The sequence below is a fragment of the Mycobacterium sp. PO1 genome (assembly GCF_017312405.1).
GTDB lineage: Bacteria > Actinomycetota > Actinomycetes > Mycobacteriales > Mycobacteriaceae > Mycobacterium.
The window spans coordinates 28,683-45,094 of the sequence record NZ_BLTG01000018.1; the positions used below are offsets into that span (position 1 = coordinate 28,683).

The following is a 16,412-nucleotide window of genomic DNA, read 5'->3' on the forward strand; positions in this document are numbered from 1 at the left end:
ATCAGCCGAACCGCTGCAGCCCGACCACCGACGCCAGCGCCAGCCGGGATTCGCTGTCCGAGCCCGGACGAGCCAGATAGAGCACCACGCGCAGCCCACCGTCGGCAGTCAGCACCTCGCGGTCGAGGTCGACCACGCCGACGTGCGGGCACACCACCCGGGCGCGCCGGGCGGGCGCGATATCCCCGGGCTGGCGCCAAAGTTCGTCGAACTCGTCGAGGCCACGCAGCTGTTGGACGAGAGCCGCTGCGGCGCTTCCGTGTTGGCGCTGAAGATCGGCGACGATCTCGGCACTGATCAGCGGCTGTTCGTCGGCCGGGTAGTGTCGACGCGCGGCCGGGTCGGTGAACCACCGGTAGTAGCCGCTGCGCGACCAGCCGGTGCAGGCGGTGTGGTCGCCGAACAGCGCCCGGGCCGGCGGAGTCTGAGCCAGCACCTCGCCGAGCGGATCCACCGCGAGGGCTGCGACGTCGGTGAGCCGACCCAGCATGTGCATCACTCCAGGGCATACGTGCATGGGCCCGTCGTCGTATCCGGCCGCACTGAACAGTTCATCACGCGTCGCACGGGTGAATCGCAGCGCGCGGGCCAGGCTGGCCAGTGTCGCCGGAGACGGGCGCGGCCCGCATCGACGTTCCAGCCGCGCATAGTGGACGGTCGAGATCGAACACAGCGCGGCGACCTCGTCGCGACGCAATCCGGACGTGCGCCGGCGCCGTCCCCGCGGCAGCCCCACATCTTCGGGTTGTAGCACCTGGCGGCGGTCGCGTAGCAGCTCCGCTACCCGGGCGTGGTCGGCCATCAACCGATCCTCTACCGGTCGCGCGGACGCAGGAAGGCTTTGGGCATCAACGGATCGACAGTCCCTGAATGCGCCTCGGGTTGTGGGCCACAGTGGAGGCCATGAAACGCAAAGCCACAGTGGATGTACCAGACTTGCACGGGAACCTGGCCGTGGTCACCGGAGCAAGCGACGGCGTCGGCCTCGGTCTGGCGGGGCGGCTCGCCGCCGCCGGAGCCGAAGTCATCATGCCGGTGCGCAACCCTGACAAGGGCCAACGGGCCGTCGAGCAGATCCGGGCCGCGGTGCCCGACGCGCAGCTGCACCTGCGGGCGCTGGATCTCGCGTCGCTGCAGTCGGTGGCTGACCTCGCCGGACAGCTGCTGGCCGAGGGACGGCCGATCAACCTTCTGATCAACAATGCCGGGGTGATGGACCCGCCGCGCCGGCAGACCACCGTCGACGGATTCGAACTGCAGTGGGGCACGAACCATCTCGGTCACTTCGCGCTCACGGCCCGGTTGATGCCGCTGCTGAGCGCGGGCAACGCCCGGGTGACGACGCAGTCGAGCATCGCCGCCCGCGGCAACGCCATCAACTGGGATGACCTGAACTTCGAGAAGTCCTGGACGTCGATGAAGGCCTACAGTCAGTCCAAGATCGCCAGCCTGATGTTCGGGCTGGAACTGGACCGTCGCAGCCAGACCGCCGGCTGGGGCATCACCAGCAACGTCTCCCATCCCGGGGTGACCGCCACCAACCTCCTGGCCGCGCAACCGCACATGGGCCGCACCAAAGACACCCTCAACGTCCGGGTGATCAGGATTCTGGCCCGGATCGGCGTCGGACCACAGACCGTCGACCAAGGCCTGCTGCCCGCTTTGTACGCCGCCACCCATCCCGACGCCGAAGGCGGCAAGTTCTACGGACCCAGCGGATTCCAACATCTACGAGGTGCCCCCGCCGAACAGGAGGTGTACCGCCCGGCGCGTTCGGTCGCTGATGCGGCCCGGCTGTGGAGTGTCTCCGAGCAGCTCATCGGCCTGCAGTTCGCGCAGCGCTGAGCGGTGTGGTCAGTCCGGCGCCACCAGCGATCTGAGTTCGGTGCCCTCATTGGTCAGCTGCACCAGGGTGCCGTCGATACGCCAGATGCGGTCCAGTGAATCGACTTCTTTCGGAATCGTCCACAACCGGTCGCAGGAGTTGAGATCTCGGGCCGCCAGCAGGACCTCACCTTGGACGTAGCTGAACTCGAACACCAGGGTGGAGTCGTGGTGGCCGACATAGTCGTCCATCGGGAAGTTGCAGACCGGACCGGCTGCACCGTCTCGCATGCTGTACTGCTGCCACTCGGGGAATTCCTGACTGTCAGTCATATTGACCATCAGAGTGGTCCCGACCAGAGCCACAGCGCCGGATCGGGCCTCGAGCAGTTTCCGGCCATCGGCGGAGAACACGACCGTCTCGTCGTCGCGCTCCGATGAGACAACAGGCAGATCAATCGAGCCGTCGTCGGGCGCGCTGTAGCTGTCGTTTCCGCTCAGACGCTTCCCGGACTCGTCGAAGAACGCCAACTCAGCGGAAACCCCGTTGGGCTCGTTCACTTCAGCTGCGAAGCCGCCGGTATAGAAAGCCACCTTCCCGAGTGTGTAACCCTCGCCGATCTCGGGTTCAATGACTTTGCCGTCCGCAACTGAGAAAACGGTCGATCGATATGTTCGAGGGTTGGCTTCGAGCTGCGCGGTGAGCGTCTGCCACGAATCCCTCGACCGCATTGCCTGCGAGACGCGTATCGACCCGTTGCCCGGCACGAACCATGTGGTCTCGGCTCGTGGACCGATACCGAAGACACCCTGATCTTGGTCGATCGCAACGGCATAGATACCGACTTGTTTGACCGACTGGCCGCCGTCAAGGGCGCGAAGGTCTGTAGGGCCGCGGTATTTCATCACACCGGATTGCGCGTCAATCACTGCTGCAGACGGAACTGGAGAGCGGCCTAAGCACAAGACGTCAGTTGGGCCGTTGAGAAAGCACTGCGGAGGGCGTTCGTCTTCGCTGAACGGCACCGCGTCGAACAGTGCACCACCGGTCGAGGCATCCAGGCCCACCAACCACCATTGCACCTGATCGCCGGATGTGCTGTGGGCCAGAAAGTACGCCCTGTTCTCGACCGAGCCGCCGAATGGTCGGGGACCGAATGGATCACCGCTCACTGCGATTCGACTGTCGCCGGCGCCGGGCAGGCCCAGCTTCACCGGATCCGTGCGCCAGCCAGGCACTGGCTGTTCACGCATCGGTGAGGATATCGCCGCTTCCGGTGGAGGCTGCCACGAAGCGCGGGCTGTGTTGAGCCGGTAGGCCGGGACCCACCACGTGATGGCCAGGGTCGCCGTTACCGTTACACCAAGCAGCAATACAACGCCGACCATGACTCGGCGTCGACGACGGTCGGTGTTGGTTGTCAGGCCAGCCGCTGCACCTGACTGCGTTGCCTCACCGCTGCGTCCTACCACCACTATCCCGGCGACACCAGAGAGATCAGTTCAGTTCCCTCTTCCGCCAATTGCACCAGAGTGCCGTCGATGTTCCAGATGCGGTCCAGCGAATCGACTCGCTTCGGCAACGTCCACAACCGCTCACAGGAGTGAAGATCGCTTGCGGTCGCTAGAACCTCGGCACTCGGGTTGTGAACTTCGAACACCAGTATCGATCCGTCAGTGCCGATGTAGTTGTGCATCAGGTAGTCGCACACCGACCCTTCGGAGGTCCCGTCCCGCATGTTGTATAGCTGCAGCTCAGGAAAATCTCGGCTGTTGCCGGTATCCACCATCAGCGTGGTCTCGACGAGATGCAGAGTTCCGCCGGGGACTTCGATCAATGGCTGTCCTTCGGTCGTGAACACCGTATTGCGATCGTCCGAAGTGGGTCCGATCACCGGAAGATCGACCGGACTGTCGCCGGGTTTACCCTTGCCTTCATAACTGTTCAACCGTGTTCCACTGTCGTCGAAGAATACGATTTCAGAGGGTATTCCGTCAGGGTCGCTCACCTCCGCGACAAATCCACCGGAGTAAAAGAACGGCTTCCCGAGTGTGTAGCCACCGTCGATCTCAGGTTCGATCACCTTGCCGTCAGCGACCGAGAAGACAGTGAAGATATAGGTTCTCGGGTTCACCTCGAGCTGTGCCGTAAGTGGTTGTGCTGATACCGCCGGTCGCGAAGCGTCAACCTTTCTGACCGACCCGTCACCCGGCACGAACCACGTGGTTTCCGCGCCTGAACCGATGCCGTACACACCCTCATTCTGCTTTCTGGCGACGGCGTACATTCCGACCTGATCGACTTGGAACTCTCCGAGATCACTTGGACCGCTGTACTTCAGGGCCCCTGAGTTCGCGTCGACCACCCACGCTGATACTGAGGGCGAAAACCGACTGACACAGAGGACCTCCTCGGGCCCGTTGAGGAGGCAGTACGGCTGGGAGCGTGAAACACCCAGCGGCACCGCGGCGAAGAGCGATCGACCGTCGCGGGTATCCACTCCAGTCAGCCACCACTGCGAATTGTTTGGTGCACCGCTACGTGCGACGAAGTAGGCGTTGGGTCCGACGTTGCCTACGAACGGCCTCAGACGCCGCTCTCCGTTACTGACCGCAAACTGACCGTCGGGGGCAGGTAGGCCCAGCTCAGAAAGACCGACCCGCCACCCGGGGACCGGTTGTTCCCGCATCGACTCCGTGAACACGGCCTGTGGCGGCGGCTGCCAAGAGGTCCGGGCAGAGTCCATGCGGTACGTGGGGAGCCACCAAGTGAAGACGAGAATCGCCAGGACCGCGATCACCGCCAATATGACGGCGCCGACGAAGAATCCGCGACGCCGAGAACGTCGATTCGCTCTCTGGCCGTCAGTCGTCATATGTCCGATAGCGAGCAGAGATGACCTCGGCGATGCGGACATTGGTGGACTCGTACGTCGGTAGGCCAACCGAGTGCTCGAGAAGCGCACTCACGCCGGCCCCGTCCTGCCCAAGACCGCGCATTAATTCGACGGTCACTTCATGTTGCGCGGACCGCGCCTTCGCGCTTGCAAGTGAGGCCATCTCCAGAATCTCCTCGCCCAGCTGCACCTCGTTGAGGCGCGACACGCCGGTCAGGTCAATGCGCTGGAGGCGACCGCCGATTCCAGCAGATGCCGACAGTGTTCCGGACGGATTCGACACCGTGAACGAAACATCGAGACGAAGCTCCGGCTGGTCGGCAACGGCATATCCAGCGGCTCTACTCCAATCGTCTTCGCTTGCGAACTCGTTGTGTTCAATCGGGTAGGTTGCGACCCCGTCCAAACCGATGCCGTCCGTCCCAAATGGCAGGTCGGCCTCGTCACCGTCGTCCCAAGGGGCGTCAGGGCGCATCGACATCCACGCTCACAACCCACATGAATCGATGTCCTTCCGCGCCCGCCAGTCGGCGTTGTTGTAATTCGACGAGGCCATCCGCAGCCGTACGGAGAGATCGTGCGACATCCGCCAGAGCACACCATCCGCCGCATCCCGTGCGGTCTCGACGGCATCGACCGCCATGTTGCTGGCCGCGCACACCACCCCGTGAGTCGACCACACACTCGATGCCAGGTCGTTGACCGTCTCGCCCGCAATCTTCAGATCACCCGCCGCAGTGTCCTGCTTCGCGGCGAGTTCGTCGATGTGCTCGGTGAGCACCCGCAGATTCTGTGCCAGGTAGGTCATTGATTGCTTCTCCTCGTCTTCTGGCCTCAGCGAGGCACAGGTGTGCCGTAGGGCGTCGCGGGCGGATACTCCACCGGCGGACCCATCGGTTCAGGGGGCGTGAACGACTCATCATTTTCGGCGCGATCGGGCAATCGACCGTCGGTCCTCTCGTCGCCGAATGGTTCCCCGCAGGGAAATCTGTCGGCTTTGTCGTCACCGGGGTCCGGTTCGGCGTCAAGCATCTTCTGAGCTGCTGCACTGTCGTACCTGCCCAACGGCGTTTGCATACTCTGCGCCACAGAGACCGACTCGGCCACCAACTTCGCCATGGATGCCTGCGCCACACCGAGTTGCGTCGCAGCCACCGCAGCATCGGACGCCGCCTTGACTGCGGCGCCACCGGGAATGAAGTTCATCCACGATGTCGATGTGTCGTAATCGGACAGGAAGTCGATGGCGTCCTGTAGGTCCCTACGTGTCGACCTGACCTGGACCGCCAGCCCGCTCAATGCCTGGCGCATCTCCTTCTCAGCCGCGGCAACCTCGAGTGTGAGGCGGCGATGCTCTCCATTCTTCGCTTCGTAGGTGTCGGCCGCGGTACCGTCCCACCGGTCCTCGACCGGCGCCGCATCGATCAGCAGGTTCCCGGCCTCCTCGTAGAGGTCCGCGGATTTCTCGAACGCCTTGCCGTCTTCCGGCTCCCCGGAGCCCGTCGTCGCCTTCATGCCCTGGATGGTCAGTTGCGCCGCCGCGAGTATCGGCGAGCCTGCCAGATTGGTGACGGCTGGACCGAGAGTCCGGTCCAGGATGCTGGGCCCTTTCTCCCAGTCGATGCCGACGACGTCGCCGTACTTGCGCAGCAAATCGAGCGCTTCCCCGAGCAGACTCACGCTGGACACACCCCCTCGGCGATCAGCATAAGACAGCGCCAGAACCCCTCCGCACACCAATTCCTGCGTCGAGACTGCACCCACGTCGGGAAAGTGCGAGTAACGGCCGCGCTGGCTGCAGTCTCAACGCGAGGTCTCAACGCCGGGCTACATGCGCGAGTAGCGGGTCAGCGCGAAGCTGTACAGCCCGTAGGCCGCGAACCCCACCGCGGCGAACAGCAACAGGGTCCTGCCGAACTGGGTGTGCCCGACGGTCTTGACCGCGGCGTCCAGCCCGGCGGCCTTGCTCGGATCCCGCAGGAACGGCGCCCCGATGACCGACGCCCCGGCGGCGAACAGCACGATCCCCTCCCCGATGTGCCCGCACATGCCCAGCACGGTGATCAGCAGCCCGCCCCGCACCGTGAGATCACGCAGGAACTTCTTCATCGCCCCCTTGTAGACCAGGTAGGCGCCGATGGCGGCGATCACCGCGCCGACGGCCACCAGCACGAGATTGCCGCCCTCGGTGCGCATCAGCCGCGCACTCAGACCCACCGCCCGCTCGCTGCCTTGCCGGCCGACTCCCAGCGCGAACTGCGCCGCGGTGAACGACAGACCCAGGTAAAGCAGCGCCAGACCGAAAGCCTTGAGCCGATTGACAAGCGGCGACTCCCGCAGATGCGCATGGCTGTGCTCACCGGGGTGCAGCCCGATCACCGTCTCGGCCAGCCGCCACATCGCCAGAGCCAGCAGCCCCGCCGCGACGATCCACAGCGACGACTCCCCGCCCCGCTGATCAGCCAGCGTCGCCAACGCGCCGGTCTGGTCGGCTTCGCCGCGGAAGCCGAACGCGATGCGCACGATGATGTAGGCGATCAGCAGATGCAGCACCCCGTTGACGGGGTAGCCGGACCGCGCGATGACCTCCACCGTGCGGCTGCCTGTCGCCCAGTTCACCGCCCCCTTGAAACTCATGGCGCGTTCGTACTGCGCTGAGCGCGGGAAAGTGCGAGTAGACGCCGCGGTGGGCGCGGTCTCGACGCGATGCTCATCGCGCCGAGCCGTACTCGAGCGCCGGCTCGGCAGAGTCCACGGAACCGTTACTCGAGATCGTCAGCCGGTCGGGCTGCACGTCATAGCGTGCGCCGTCGTCCGGGCCGACCGCGACGAACCCGTCCCCGGAGCGCCGCACGTTCTGGATCTCCCGGTTCGCGCCGTCGCGCAACCGCTCCCCGCGGTAGTAGAAGTCGTCGCCGTCCTCGCAGATGATCGCCAGCGACAGCGACGTCCGGATCATCGCCGCCGGCGCGTCACCGGCGTCGCAGCGCGCCGTGTGCCCGACGAAACCCTGTGCATCCGTTCCGGATACGCCCTCAATCGCCGGGGCGGACGAGGACGGCGCTTCCGACGGCGCTGCCGATGACGAGGGCGCGGACGACGACGGTGGCGGCGCCGCGATCCGAGGCGACGGATCCGAGTCACCCGAGGACACCAGCACGAGCGCCAGGATGACGGCCGCGGTGAACATCACGATGGTCCCGACGATCAAAGCGATCTGCCCCCGTCCGGCCCGCCGCGACGGGCGCGTCGGCGCCGGCGGCGCAGGTGGGTACGGCGCGTAACCGGCACCCGACGGGTTCGGATAGGCCTGCGAGAACTGCCGCGTCGACGGCGGCGTCACCGGTGCGACGGGAGCCGCCGAAGCCGCCACCTCGCCGTCCACCGCGGCGGCGGCGGCTCGCGCCAGTTCCCCGGCCGTGCGGTAGCGCTCCTGGGGATTCTTCGCCATGCCGCGCGCGACGACGTCGTCGAACGCCCGGCTGATCCCGCGCCGCATGATGCTCGGCCGCGGCGGCGGCGCGAACATGTGCGCCCCCATCACTTCTCGCAGGTCCGCCGAGTCAAACGGCGCCCGGCCCGTCAGGCATTCGTACAGCAGGCACGCCAGCGAGTACACGTCCGAGGCGGGGCCGCCCCGGTCGCCGCCGAACCGCTCTGGCGCCATGTACGCGCTCGACCCGACCACCAGGCCCGTCGACGTCACCGACGCCTCCCCGCCGCCGTGCGCGATGCCGAAGTCCACCAGGTAGGCGAAGTCGTCGGCGGTAAGCAGCACGTTCTCCGGCTTGATGTCGCGGTGCACCAGGCCGTTGGTGTGCGCGTCGTCGAGCGCCGCGGCGACCTGGCGGACGATCGACACCGCCCGCCCCGGCGCCAACGCACCGACCTGCCGCAACAGCGACGCCAGGCTGTCGCCCTCGACCAGCCGCATGTCGATGTAGAGCACGCCGTCGATCTCGCCGAAGTCGTGCACCGGGATCACGTGCGGCTCCTGCAGGCGGGCCGCCACCTTCGACTCCCGGCGGAAGCGCTGCTGGAAGCTGTGGTCGGCGGCCATCTCGGGGCGCAGCAGCTTGATCGCGACCATGCGCTCGCGGGCGGTGTCGTAGGCGCGGTACACCTCGCCCATGCCGCCGACCCCGATCACCGACTGCAGCTGGTAGGGCCCGAACCGGGTGCCCAGCCGCGAACCGCTCTTCGGGGAGCCCACACTCGATCCTTCCGTCGCTGACCTCGGCCGCGGTCTAGGCTTCCCGATTCCCGCGGCGCCTAAAGATCAGCAACGGGCGAGCAGGTCACTCAACTCGGACTTGAACCGGTCGGCCAGGTCCCACAGATCGTCGGCGAGCTGCGGGCAGGAGATGATGCCGACGTTGAGTTTGTCGGCCACCGAGACCACGGTGATGTTCAGCCCCGAGCCGGGAAAGATCGGCCCCAGCGGATACAGGCCCTTGACCTCGGCCCCACCACTGTAGAGCGTCATCGGCGGGCCGGGCACATTCGAGACGATGACGTTGTGGATCGCGGTGTTGCCCAGCGGCGAGCGGGACATCAGGCCCATCATCGCGCCGAACGCTCCCCGCGAGATGCTCTGCGCCAGATCCAGCAGCAACGTCGGGCCCAGCGAGGCGCTGTGTTCCTTGGCGTGCCGATTCGATTCGGCGATGGCGTGCAGGCGCTGCACCGGATCCTCGATGTGGGTCTGCAGGTTGCAGAACATGCCGGAGAGCTGGTTGCGGCCCGGCCGGTCCGACTGGCCCTGCACCGACGAAGGCACCATCGCGATCAGGGGCTTGTCGGGGAGTTCGCCGTGGTCGGCCAGATAGCCGCGCAGCGCGCCGGCGCACAACGCCATGACGACGTCGTTGACCTTGGCGTCGCACTGGTTCTTCGCCGTCTTGACGTCGTCGAGGTCGAGCTGGACGGTGGCGATGGTGCGCTCCGCGGTGAGCGTGCCGTTGAAGCGCGTCGTCGGCGCCGAGAACGGGGCCGCCATCGATTTGCCGCTCACCACCCGTCCCACCGTCTTGGCAACCATCGACGCGGCGACCGGAACCGCCCTGGTCAGCTGCCAGGGCAGCGTGACGAAGCGCCACAGCCCGTCCGCGGCGATCGCCCACGCCGGGACCGCGCCGGGGCCGTCGACCGGTTCCGGGGTGGCGGCGTTGGGCTCGATGTCACACAGCTTGTCGAGCAGGTTGGCCGCCGACACCCCGTCGACTGCGGCGTGATGCACCTTGATCATCAACACCACGTCGCCGCCGTCCTCGGCCGCCGAGCCGCCCAGGCCCTCGATCACCCACATCTCCCACAGCGGCTTGCTGCGATCCAGCGGCACCGACGCGATGTGGCCGCACACCTCGGACAGTTCCTGACGTCCGCCCGGTGAGGGCAGCGCAACCCGGTTGAGGTGGCGGGACAGCTCGAACTCCTCGTCCTCCACCCACACCGGATGGTCGAGGTTGAAGTCGTTGTCGGCGAGCTTGCAGCGAAACTCCGGCACCGCCGGGACGCGCTTCTCCACCTCGGCACAGAACTTGGCGAACGAGTAGCCACCGGACATCGTCGACGGGTCGAGCTCCATGACCGAGCACACGTGCAACGGCACCGTGGTCGACTCGCTGTACAACATGCCCGCGTCCAGACCACTCAGCCGTTCCATGTCCGGCCTGTACCCGAAGTCACACTTCACCCAAACTGTGACTTCCCTGATCGTTGACACTGAAACCAGCGCGGAAAAGTTCGAGTGGACACCGCGGCCAACGCAGCCTCAACGCGCTCGAGGTGAGCTACTCGTGAGCTACTTGGAGTGCCGCGCCGTGCACGACACCGTCACCACGTCGGCGACCTTGAGCGTGCCCATCGCCAGCGAGTAGGGCTTGACCCCGAAATCGGTCTGGCGCACCTGCTGTTCACACGACATCGACCACTCGTCGCCCTGATCCTCGACCCCCAGCTCGACCACGCAGTCGCGGGTCTGGCCGTGGATCTGCAGCGACCCGCTCAGCCGGTAGCCGCCGCCGGTCGCGGTGATGTCCTCGGCGTGGAAGCGGATCTGCGGGTAGCGACGCTGCTCGAGCGCCTTGAGCGCGTTGGCACGGGCGACGACGCGCTCCGGCGGGGTCAGCGGCGTCACCCCGCCCTCACCGCTCTGCACCTGCAGCGAATCCACCTCCACGGTCAGGTCGACCTCGGCGGGGGTGTCGCCGTCCCAGCGCACCTGCGCGTGCCAGGTCTGCATCGCGATGGTCAGCCGGTGGCCCATCTTGGCGGCCGGGCCGGCCACGCCGGTGCGCACCAGCAGCTCGCCGTCGGACTGATCGAGATTCCAGACCATGCCCGACCCTAACCCCGTTGAGGCTGCGCTCACTGCGGGAAAGTGCGAGTGGCGGGCACCGTGGCCGCAGTCTCAACGACCGTGAGCCGCCGCCGCTCGGAGTCTTAACGCTCGCCCGTCTCCCCCGTCGGCGGCCACGCGTACATGGCGGCCTCGAGCTCATCGTGGGTCAGCGCGTCGACGGGCAGACGGTCCAACCCCGGCTGACACCGCATGCCCTGCAACAGGATCGCGACGTAACGCCGCCACAGATCGGGCGACCGCCCGTCGGAGTACTCGCTCACTGCGCCGGCCATCAAACCCAGCAGCGGCGCGTCGGTGGAGCGGATCTCCGGGCGTAGATAGCCGTCCCGCTGCGCCCGCTCCACCAGCTTCGTCACCACCGGGTCGAGCCGGGTGCGCCCGGCGTCGACCCGCCCGCCGCAGCAGGCCCGGGAGAACGCGACCTCACGCAGCCCGCGGTCCGTCGCCGTCAACTCCGTCATCTGCTGCACGAACCATGCGAACCCATCCCAGGAGTTCTCGGCTTCCAGCGCGGTTTCGGCCAGCGCGACGAGCTGGTCGACGCCGTCTTCGAAGATCGCCTCGAACAGCGCCTCTTTGGTGGGGAAGCGACGGTAGACGGTGCCGACGCCCAGGTTGGCGTGATGGGCGACCTCATTCAGCGTGGCCTCGAGGCCGCGGGTGGCGCACAGCTCGCGGGCGGCTTCGATGATGCGCCGCCGGTTGCGTTCGGCGTCGCGGCGCAACGTCTGCTCGCCGGCACTCATGCGAGCGAGTGTACGGGCCGTCACAGGATAACCGGATTGACTTTGTCCACTTCGATTGGTTCTATCCACTTAGTTCGTTAGACCGTCTAGCTCAAGGCGAAAGGCTCGTTCGTGACCCACCTCTACGCCCCCGAGCCGTGACCGCACTCGCCAAACGGGTGTGGCTGCCCGTGCTGATCGTCATCGCCGTCGTCATCGGCGCCACCACCGTCAGCCAGCTGCGAGAGGCGTTCGGCGCCAACCCGGTCCTGGTCACCCCCACCGGCAACAACACCGCCGAATCCTTCAACCCCAAAGTCGTGACCTACGAGGTGTTCGGCTCCGGCAGCACCGGCGTCATCAACTACGTCGACCTCGACGGCATTCCGCAGCGCGTCGAAAACGCCGCGCTGCCCTGGTCGCTGACGTTGAGCACCACCGTGCCCGCCGTCAGCGCCAACATCCTCGCCCAGAGCGACGGCGACGACGTCACCTGCCGCATCCTCGTCGACGGGGAACTCGAACAGGAGAACACCGCCACCGGCGTGAACGCCCAGACCGTCTGCGTGGTGAAGTCGGCATGAGCGCACACACCGCGACCAAGCGTCCCTGGCTGCCCCGCACGTTGCGAGTGCTGGCGGTGCCGATCATCCTGGCCTGGATCGCCCTGATCGTCGCGCTGAATGTCGTTGTGCCGCAGCTCGAAGAGGTCGGCAAGATGCGCGCGGTGTCGATGAGCCCCAACGACGCGCCGGCGATGATCGCGACGAAGAAGGTCGGCGCGGTGTTCGAGGAGTTCGACACCAGCAGCTCGGTGATGATCGTGCTCGAGGGCCAGGACGACCTCGGCGCCGACGCGCATGAGTTCTACGACCAGATCGTCGCCGACCTGCGCGCCGACACCACCCACATCCAGCACGTGCAGGATTTCTGGGGCGACTCGCTGACCGCCGCCGGCGCGCAGAGCAACGACAACAAGGCCGCCTACGTGCAGGTCTACATCGCCGGCGACCAGGGCGAGACACTGGCCAACGAGTCGGTGAAGGCGGTGCGCACCCTGATCGACAAGACGCCACCGCCCGACGGGGTGCGTGCCTACGTCACCGGGCCGGCGGCCACCACCACCGACCAGAACATCGTCGGCGACGCCAGCATGCGCACCATCGAGATGGTCACCTTCGCGGTGATCATCGTGATGCTGCTGATCGTCTACCGCTCCGTGGTCACCACCGCGGTGGTGATGTCGATGGTGGTGCTCGGTCTGATGGGTGCGCGCGGCATCGTGTCGTTCCTGGGCTACCACGACGTGTTCGGGCTGACCACGTTCGCCACCAACATGGTCGTCACGCTGGCCATCGCCGCGGCCACCGACTACGGCATCTTCCTGGTCGGCCGCTACCAGGAGGCGCGGCGCAACGGCGAGGACCGAGAGTCGGCGTACTACACCATGTTCCATGGCACCGCCCACGTGATCCTGGCCTCCGGGTTGACGATCGCCGGCGCCACCGCGTGCCTGCACTTCACCCGGCTGCCCTACTTCCAGACCATGGGTATTCCGCTGGCGGTCGGCATGACGTTCGTCGTCACCGCCGCGCTGACCCTCGGGCCGGCCGTCATCTCCATCGTCACCCGGTTCGGCAAGGTGCTCGAACCCAAACGGCTGGGGCGCGCCCGCGGATGGCGCCGCGTCGGCACCGCCACCGTGCGCTGGCCCGGCGCGATCCTGGTCGCGGCGACAGCGGCCTGCCTCGTCGGGCTACTCACGCTGCCGGGCTATCACACCATCTACGACGACCGCGTCTACCTGCCTGACGACGTCCCCGCCAACGTCGGCTACGCCGCCGCCGACCGGCACTTCTCGTCGGCGACGATGAACCCCGATCTGCTGATGGTGCAAAGCGATCACGACCTGCGCAACCCGGCCGACTTCCTGGTCATCGACAAGATCGCCAAGGCGCTGGTCGACGTGCGCGGCATCGCCGAGGTGCAGACCATCACCCGCCCGGAGGGCAAGCCGATTGAGCACTCGACGATCCCGTACACGTTGAGCGCCAACAGCACCGGGCAGATCATGAACAACGACTACGTCCAGAAGATGCTGGACAACATGCTCGCCCAGGCCGACGACATGCAGGTCAGCATCGACTCGATGACGAAGATGAAGTCGCTGACCCAGCAGATGTCGGAGATCACCAACAGCATGGTGGCCAAGATGAAGGACACCAGCGCGACGATCGCCGACGTCCGCGACCACCTGGCCGACTTCGACGACTTCTTCCGGCCGATCCGCAACTACTTCTACTGGGAGCCACACTGTTTCGACATCCCGGTGTGCTGGGCGCTGCGCTCGGTGTTCGAGAGTTTGGACGGTATCGGGTCGATGTCCGAGGACTTCGCCGCGATGATTCCCGATTTCGAGCGGATGGCGTCGCTGATGCCGCAGATGGTCACGCTGATGGATCCGATGATCGAGACCATGCGGCATCAGAAAGAAATCATGCTGACGCAGTACCAGATCCAGAAGGCGCAGCAGGATCAGACGATGGCGATGCAGGACAACGCCACCGCGATGGGTGAGGCGTTCGACGCCGCCCAGAACGACGACTCGTTCTACCTGCCGCCCGAGGCGTTCCAGACCGCCGAATTCCAGCGCGGCATCAAGCTCTTCCTGTCCCCGGACGGGCATGCGGTGCGGTTCACCATCATCCACCAGGGCGACCCGCTGACCGAGGAGGGCACCGCGCGCATCGACGCGCTGAAGATCGCCGCCGAGGACGCCGTCAAAGGCACGCCGCTGGCCGGGTCGACGATCTATCTGGGCGGTAGCGCGGCGCTGTACAAGGACATGCAGCACGGTGCCGACTACGACCTGCTGATCGTCGCGACCGCCGCGCTGATCCTGATCTTCACGATCATGCTGATCCTGACCCGCGCCGTCGTCGCGTCGGCGGTGATCGTCGGGACCGTGGTACTCAGCCTCGGCACGTCGTTCGGGTTGTCGGTGCTGCTGTGGCAGCACTTCATCGGGATTCCGTTGCACTGGATGGTGTTACCGATGTCGGTGATCGTGCTGCTGGCCGTCGGCGCGGACTACAACCTGCTGCTGGTGTCGCGGATGAAGGAGGAGTTGGGCGCCGGGCTGCACACCGGCATCATCCGGTCGATGGCCGGCACCGGGTCGGTCGTCACCGCGGCGGGCATGGTGTTCGCGTTCACGATGATCTCGATGACGGTGAGCGACATGATCGTCATCGGGCAGGTCGGCACCACGATCGGGCTGGGTCTGTTGTTCGACACGTTCGTGGTGCGCTCGTTCATGACGCCGTCGATCGCCGCGCTGCTGGGCCGTTGGTTCTGGTGGCCGCAGCACGTCCGGATGCGCCCCCGCCCGCAGCCCTGGCCCTCGCGCGGTGTCGAGGCTCTCCCCACGCACTAGCGAGCTTTAGTGCGCCGGGGCTCCGGATGCGTTGGGGCTCCGGATGCGTTGGGCCCCCATGCGTTGAGACTGCGTGTACTGCGGCAAAGTTCGAGTAGACGCCGCACTGGGCGCAGTCTCAACGCACGGTGAGTGCAGTCTCGACGCACGGGGGCGCGGGCACTGGTGCAGGCTTGGCGGGCACTGGCGACTCCCTGGCTACGAGAAGCCGCCGCGGGCACGCACCGCACGCTCGACGCGCGACAGGATGTGCGCCTGCGTCTGACCCTTGACCACCCGAATCACGATCCATCCCACGCCGGCCAGGTATTCCATCCGGATGATGTCCTTGCGGTAGGCGTCGGGATCCTCACGGTGATGCTCGCCGTCGTACTCGACCGCGACTTTGATGTTCTCCCAGCCCATGTCGAGGAAGTACTTCGGGTATCCGTCCGGCCCGGCTACCGGGATCTGCGTCGTCGGCCTCGGATACGCCGCGGCGATCAGCATCATCCTCAGCGACGACTCCCTGGGAGATTCGGCACCGGCGTCCACCAGGTCGAGCAGCCTCGGCACCCGCCGCAGCCATCGGACGTGCGGATGCCAGTCGGCCACGGCAAGCACGTCCTCGGTCTTGAAGTGCGTGGCCCTGGCCAGCGCATCCAGCCGGGCCACCGCTCTGCTCTCGCTGTCACGGCGGGCCAGGTCGAACGCGGTTCGCTCGGGCGTCGTCACCGGAAGACCGTCCAGCGTGGTGGTCTCGCCCGGCACCAGGGTGTCGTTGCAGGTGCGAACTCCCGGCGGGGCACGGTGGTTGGGCCAGTTCAGCACGATCACCTCGCCGTCCACCCACTTCGCGCCGTGCAGCGCCGACGCGGTCAGTCCCGCGACGACACCCTCACGCCCCGACCACAGCCACGCTGCTGTGGCGCGCTGCGGCAACGTGAGAACAGCCCGCTTGGGCGCATACACATCGGGCAGCAACCGGCGATGGTGGGTGCGCAGCTCGTGGCCCGTCAGCTCCTTGCGCGCCAATGCCTCACTACCGAGGAAAATTTCCTCCATGCCCGAAGCGTGTCACTTCCTGGACCCAGAACGCGGATTCATCCCCAACCCGACGTTCATCCCCAGCCCAGGTTGCGTTGAGAATGTAGTCAGCGCGGAGAAGTGCGAGTGAACCCCACTGT

General features: G+C 66.3%; 15 protein-coding genes. 3 read left to right on the top strand and 12 right to left on the bottom strand.

Annotation, left to right across the window (positions count from 1 at the left end; translation table 11 throughout):
* Position 1 precedes the first annotated feature (1 nt).
* Positions 2–802, bottom strand: a complete 801-nt coding sequence (locus J3476_RS07905; protein ID WP_207065945.1) for a helix-turn-helix transcriptional regulator — start codon at positions 800–802, stop codon at positions 2–4.
* 101 nt (positions 803–903) lie between these two features.
* On the opposite strand from J3476_RS07905, the gene J3476_RS07910 reads away from it, so the two are divergent.
* Positions 904–1,845, top strand: a complete 942-nt coding sequence (locus J3476_RS07910) for an SDR family oxidoreductase (RefSeq protein WP_207065946.1) — start codon at positions 904–906, stop codon at positions 1,843–1,845.
* Between the two features lie 9 nt (positions 1,846–1,854).
* Here J3476_RS07910 and J3476_RS07915 read toward each other — a convergent pair whose 3' ends face one another.
* The 10 genes from J3476_RS07915 to J3476_RS07960 all read right to left on the bottom strand — a co-directional run bounded on the left by J3476_RS07915 (position 1,855) and on the right by J3476_RS07960 (position 11,831).
* Positions 1,855–3,039 (bottom strand): hypothetical protein, encoded by a 1,185-nt coding sequence (locus tag J3476_RS07915; RefSeq protein WP_207065947.1) that lies wholly within the window; start codon positions 3,037–3,039, stop codon positions 1,855–1,857.
* Between the two features lie 260 nt (positions 3,040–3,299).
* Positions 3,300–4,190 (bottom strand): hypothetical protein, encoded by an 891-nt coding sequence (locus tag J3476_RS07920; protein ID WP_207065948.1) that lies wholly within the window; start codon positions 4,188–4,190, stop codon positions 3,300–3,302.
* Between the two features lie 499 nt (positions 4,191–4,689).
* Positions 4,690–5,196 carry a hypothetical protein gene (locus J3476_RS07925; RefSeq protein WP_207065949.1) on the bottom strand — a complete coding sequence of 169 codons (507 nt, stop codon included), beginning with the start codon at positions 5,194–5,196 and terminating at the stop codon, positions 4,690–4,692.
* A gap of 12 nt (positions 5,197–5,208) precedes the next feature.
* Complete coding sequence (locus J3476_RS07930; protein WP_207065950.1) at positions 5,209–5,502, bottom strand: ESX-1 secretion-associated protein; 294 nt, start codon at positions 5,500–5,502, stop codon at positions 5,209–5,211.
* Positions 5,503–5,555: 53 nt separating this feature from the next.
* Positions 5,556–6,401: an EspA/EspE family type VII secretion system effector gene (locus tag J3476_RS07935; RefSeq protein WP_207065951.1), complete on the bottom strand. Its 846-nt coding sequence runs from the start codon at positions 6,399–6,401 to the stop codon at positions 5,556–5,558.
* Between the two features lie 147 nt (positions 6,402–6,548).
* A complete protein-coding gene (locus tag J3476_RS07940) occupies positions 6,549–7,358 on the bottom strand; it encodes a DUF1206 domain-containing protein (protein ID WP_207065952.1) in 810 nt (269 codons plus the stop codon).
* A gap of 73 nt (positions 7,359–7,431) precedes the next feature.
* Entirely contained in the window at positions 7,432–8,934 is a 1,503-nt protein-coding gene (locus J3476_RS07945) for a serine/threonine-protein kinase (RefSeq protein ID WP_207065953.1), read from the bottom strand.
* A 66-nt stretch (positions 8,935–9,000) separates the two neighbouring features.
* Positions 9,001–10,386 carry a wax ester/triacylglycerol synthase family O-acyltransferase gene (locus J3476_RS07950; protein WP_207065954.1) on the bottom strand — a complete coding sequence of 462 codons (1,386 nt, stop codon included), beginning with the start codon at positions 10,384–10,386 and terminating at the stop codon, positions 9,001–9,003.
* Between the two features lie 138 nt (positions 10,387–10,524).
* Positions 10,525–11,061, bottom strand: coding sequence for a YceI family protein (locus J3476_RS07955; RefSeq protein ID WP_207065955.1), 537 nt, complete (start codon positions 11,059–11,061; stop codon positions 10,525–10,527).
* Positions 11,062–11,165: 104 nt separating this feature from the next.
* Entirely contained in the window at positions 11,166–11,831 is a 666-nt protein-coding gene (locus J3476_RS07960; RefSeq protein WP_207065956.1) for a TetR/AcrR family transcriptional regulator, read from the bottom strand.
* Positions 11,832–11,968: 137 nt separating this feature from the next.
* On the opposite strand from J3476_RS07960, the gene J3476_RS07965 reads away from it, so the two are divergent.
* The gene (locus J3476_RS07965) at positions 11,969–12,394 is read left to right on the top strand and encodes an MmpS family transport accessory protein (RefSeq protein ID WP_207065957.1); all 426 of its coding nucleotides are present in this window, start codon (positions 11,969–11,971) and stop codon (positions 12,392–12,394) included.
* Positions 12,391–15,246, top strand: coding sequence for an RND family transporter (locus J3476_RS07970; protein ID WP_207065958.1), 2,856 nt, complete (start codon positions 12,391–12,393; stop codon positions 15,244–15,246). Before J3476_RS07965 ends, J3476_RS07970 begins: the two co-directional genes overlap by 4 nt.
* Before the next feature lie 198 nt (positions 15,247–15,444).
* Here J3476_RS07970 and J3476_RS07975 read toward each other — a convergent pair whose 3' ends face one another.
* Positions 15,445–16,290 (bottom strand): type IV toxin-antitoxin system AbiEi family antitoxin, encoded by an 846-nt coding sequence (locus tag J3476_RS07975; protein ID WP_207065959.1) that lies wholly within the window; start codon positions 16,288–16,290, stop codon positions 15,445–15,447.
* Between the last annotated feature and the right edge of the window lie 122 nt (positions 16,291–16,412).

What these genes read in the sequence shown, in the direction of transcription:
- J3476_RS07905 (WP_207065945.1), bottom strand. Translation starts at nt 802, where the DNA reads ATGGCCGACCACGCCCGGGTAGCGGAGCTGCTACGCGACCGCCGCCAG.
- J3476_RS07910 (WP_207065946.1), top strand. Translation starts at nt 904, where the DNA reads ATGAAACGCAAAGCCACAGTGGATGTACCAGACTTGCACGGGAACCTG.
- J3476_RS07925 (WP_207065949.1), bottom strand. Translation starts at nt 5,196, where the DNA reads ATGCGCCCTGACGCCCCTTGGGACGACGGTGACGAGGCCGACCTGCCA.
- J3476_RS07940 (WP_207065952.1), bottom strand. Translation starts at nt 7,358, where the DNA reads ATGAGTTTCAAGGGGGCGGTGAACTGGGCGACAGGCAGCCGCACGGTG.
- J3476_RS07950 (WP_207065954.1), bottom strand. Translation starts at nt 10,386, where the DNA reads ATGGAACGGCTGAGTGGTCTGGACGCGGGCATGTTGTACAGCGAGTCG.
- J3476_RS07955 (WP_207065955.1), bottom strand. Translation starts at nt 11,061, where the DNA reads ATGGTCTGGAATCTCGATCAGTCCGACGGCGAGCTGCTGGTGCGCACC.
- J3476_RS07960 (WP_207065956.1), bottom strand. Translation starts at nt 11,831, where the DNA reads ATGAGTGCCGGCGAGCAGACGTTGCGCCGCGACGCCGAACGCAACCGG.
- J3476_RS07970 (WP_207065958.1), top strand. Translation starts at nt 12,391, where the DNA reads ATGAGCGCACACACCGCGACCAAGCGTCCCTGGCTGCCCCGCACGTTG.
- J3476_RS07975 (WP_207065959.1), bottom strand. Translation starts at nt 16,290, where the DNA reads ATGGAGGAAATTTTCCTCGGTAGTGAGGCATTGGCGCGCAAGGAGCTG.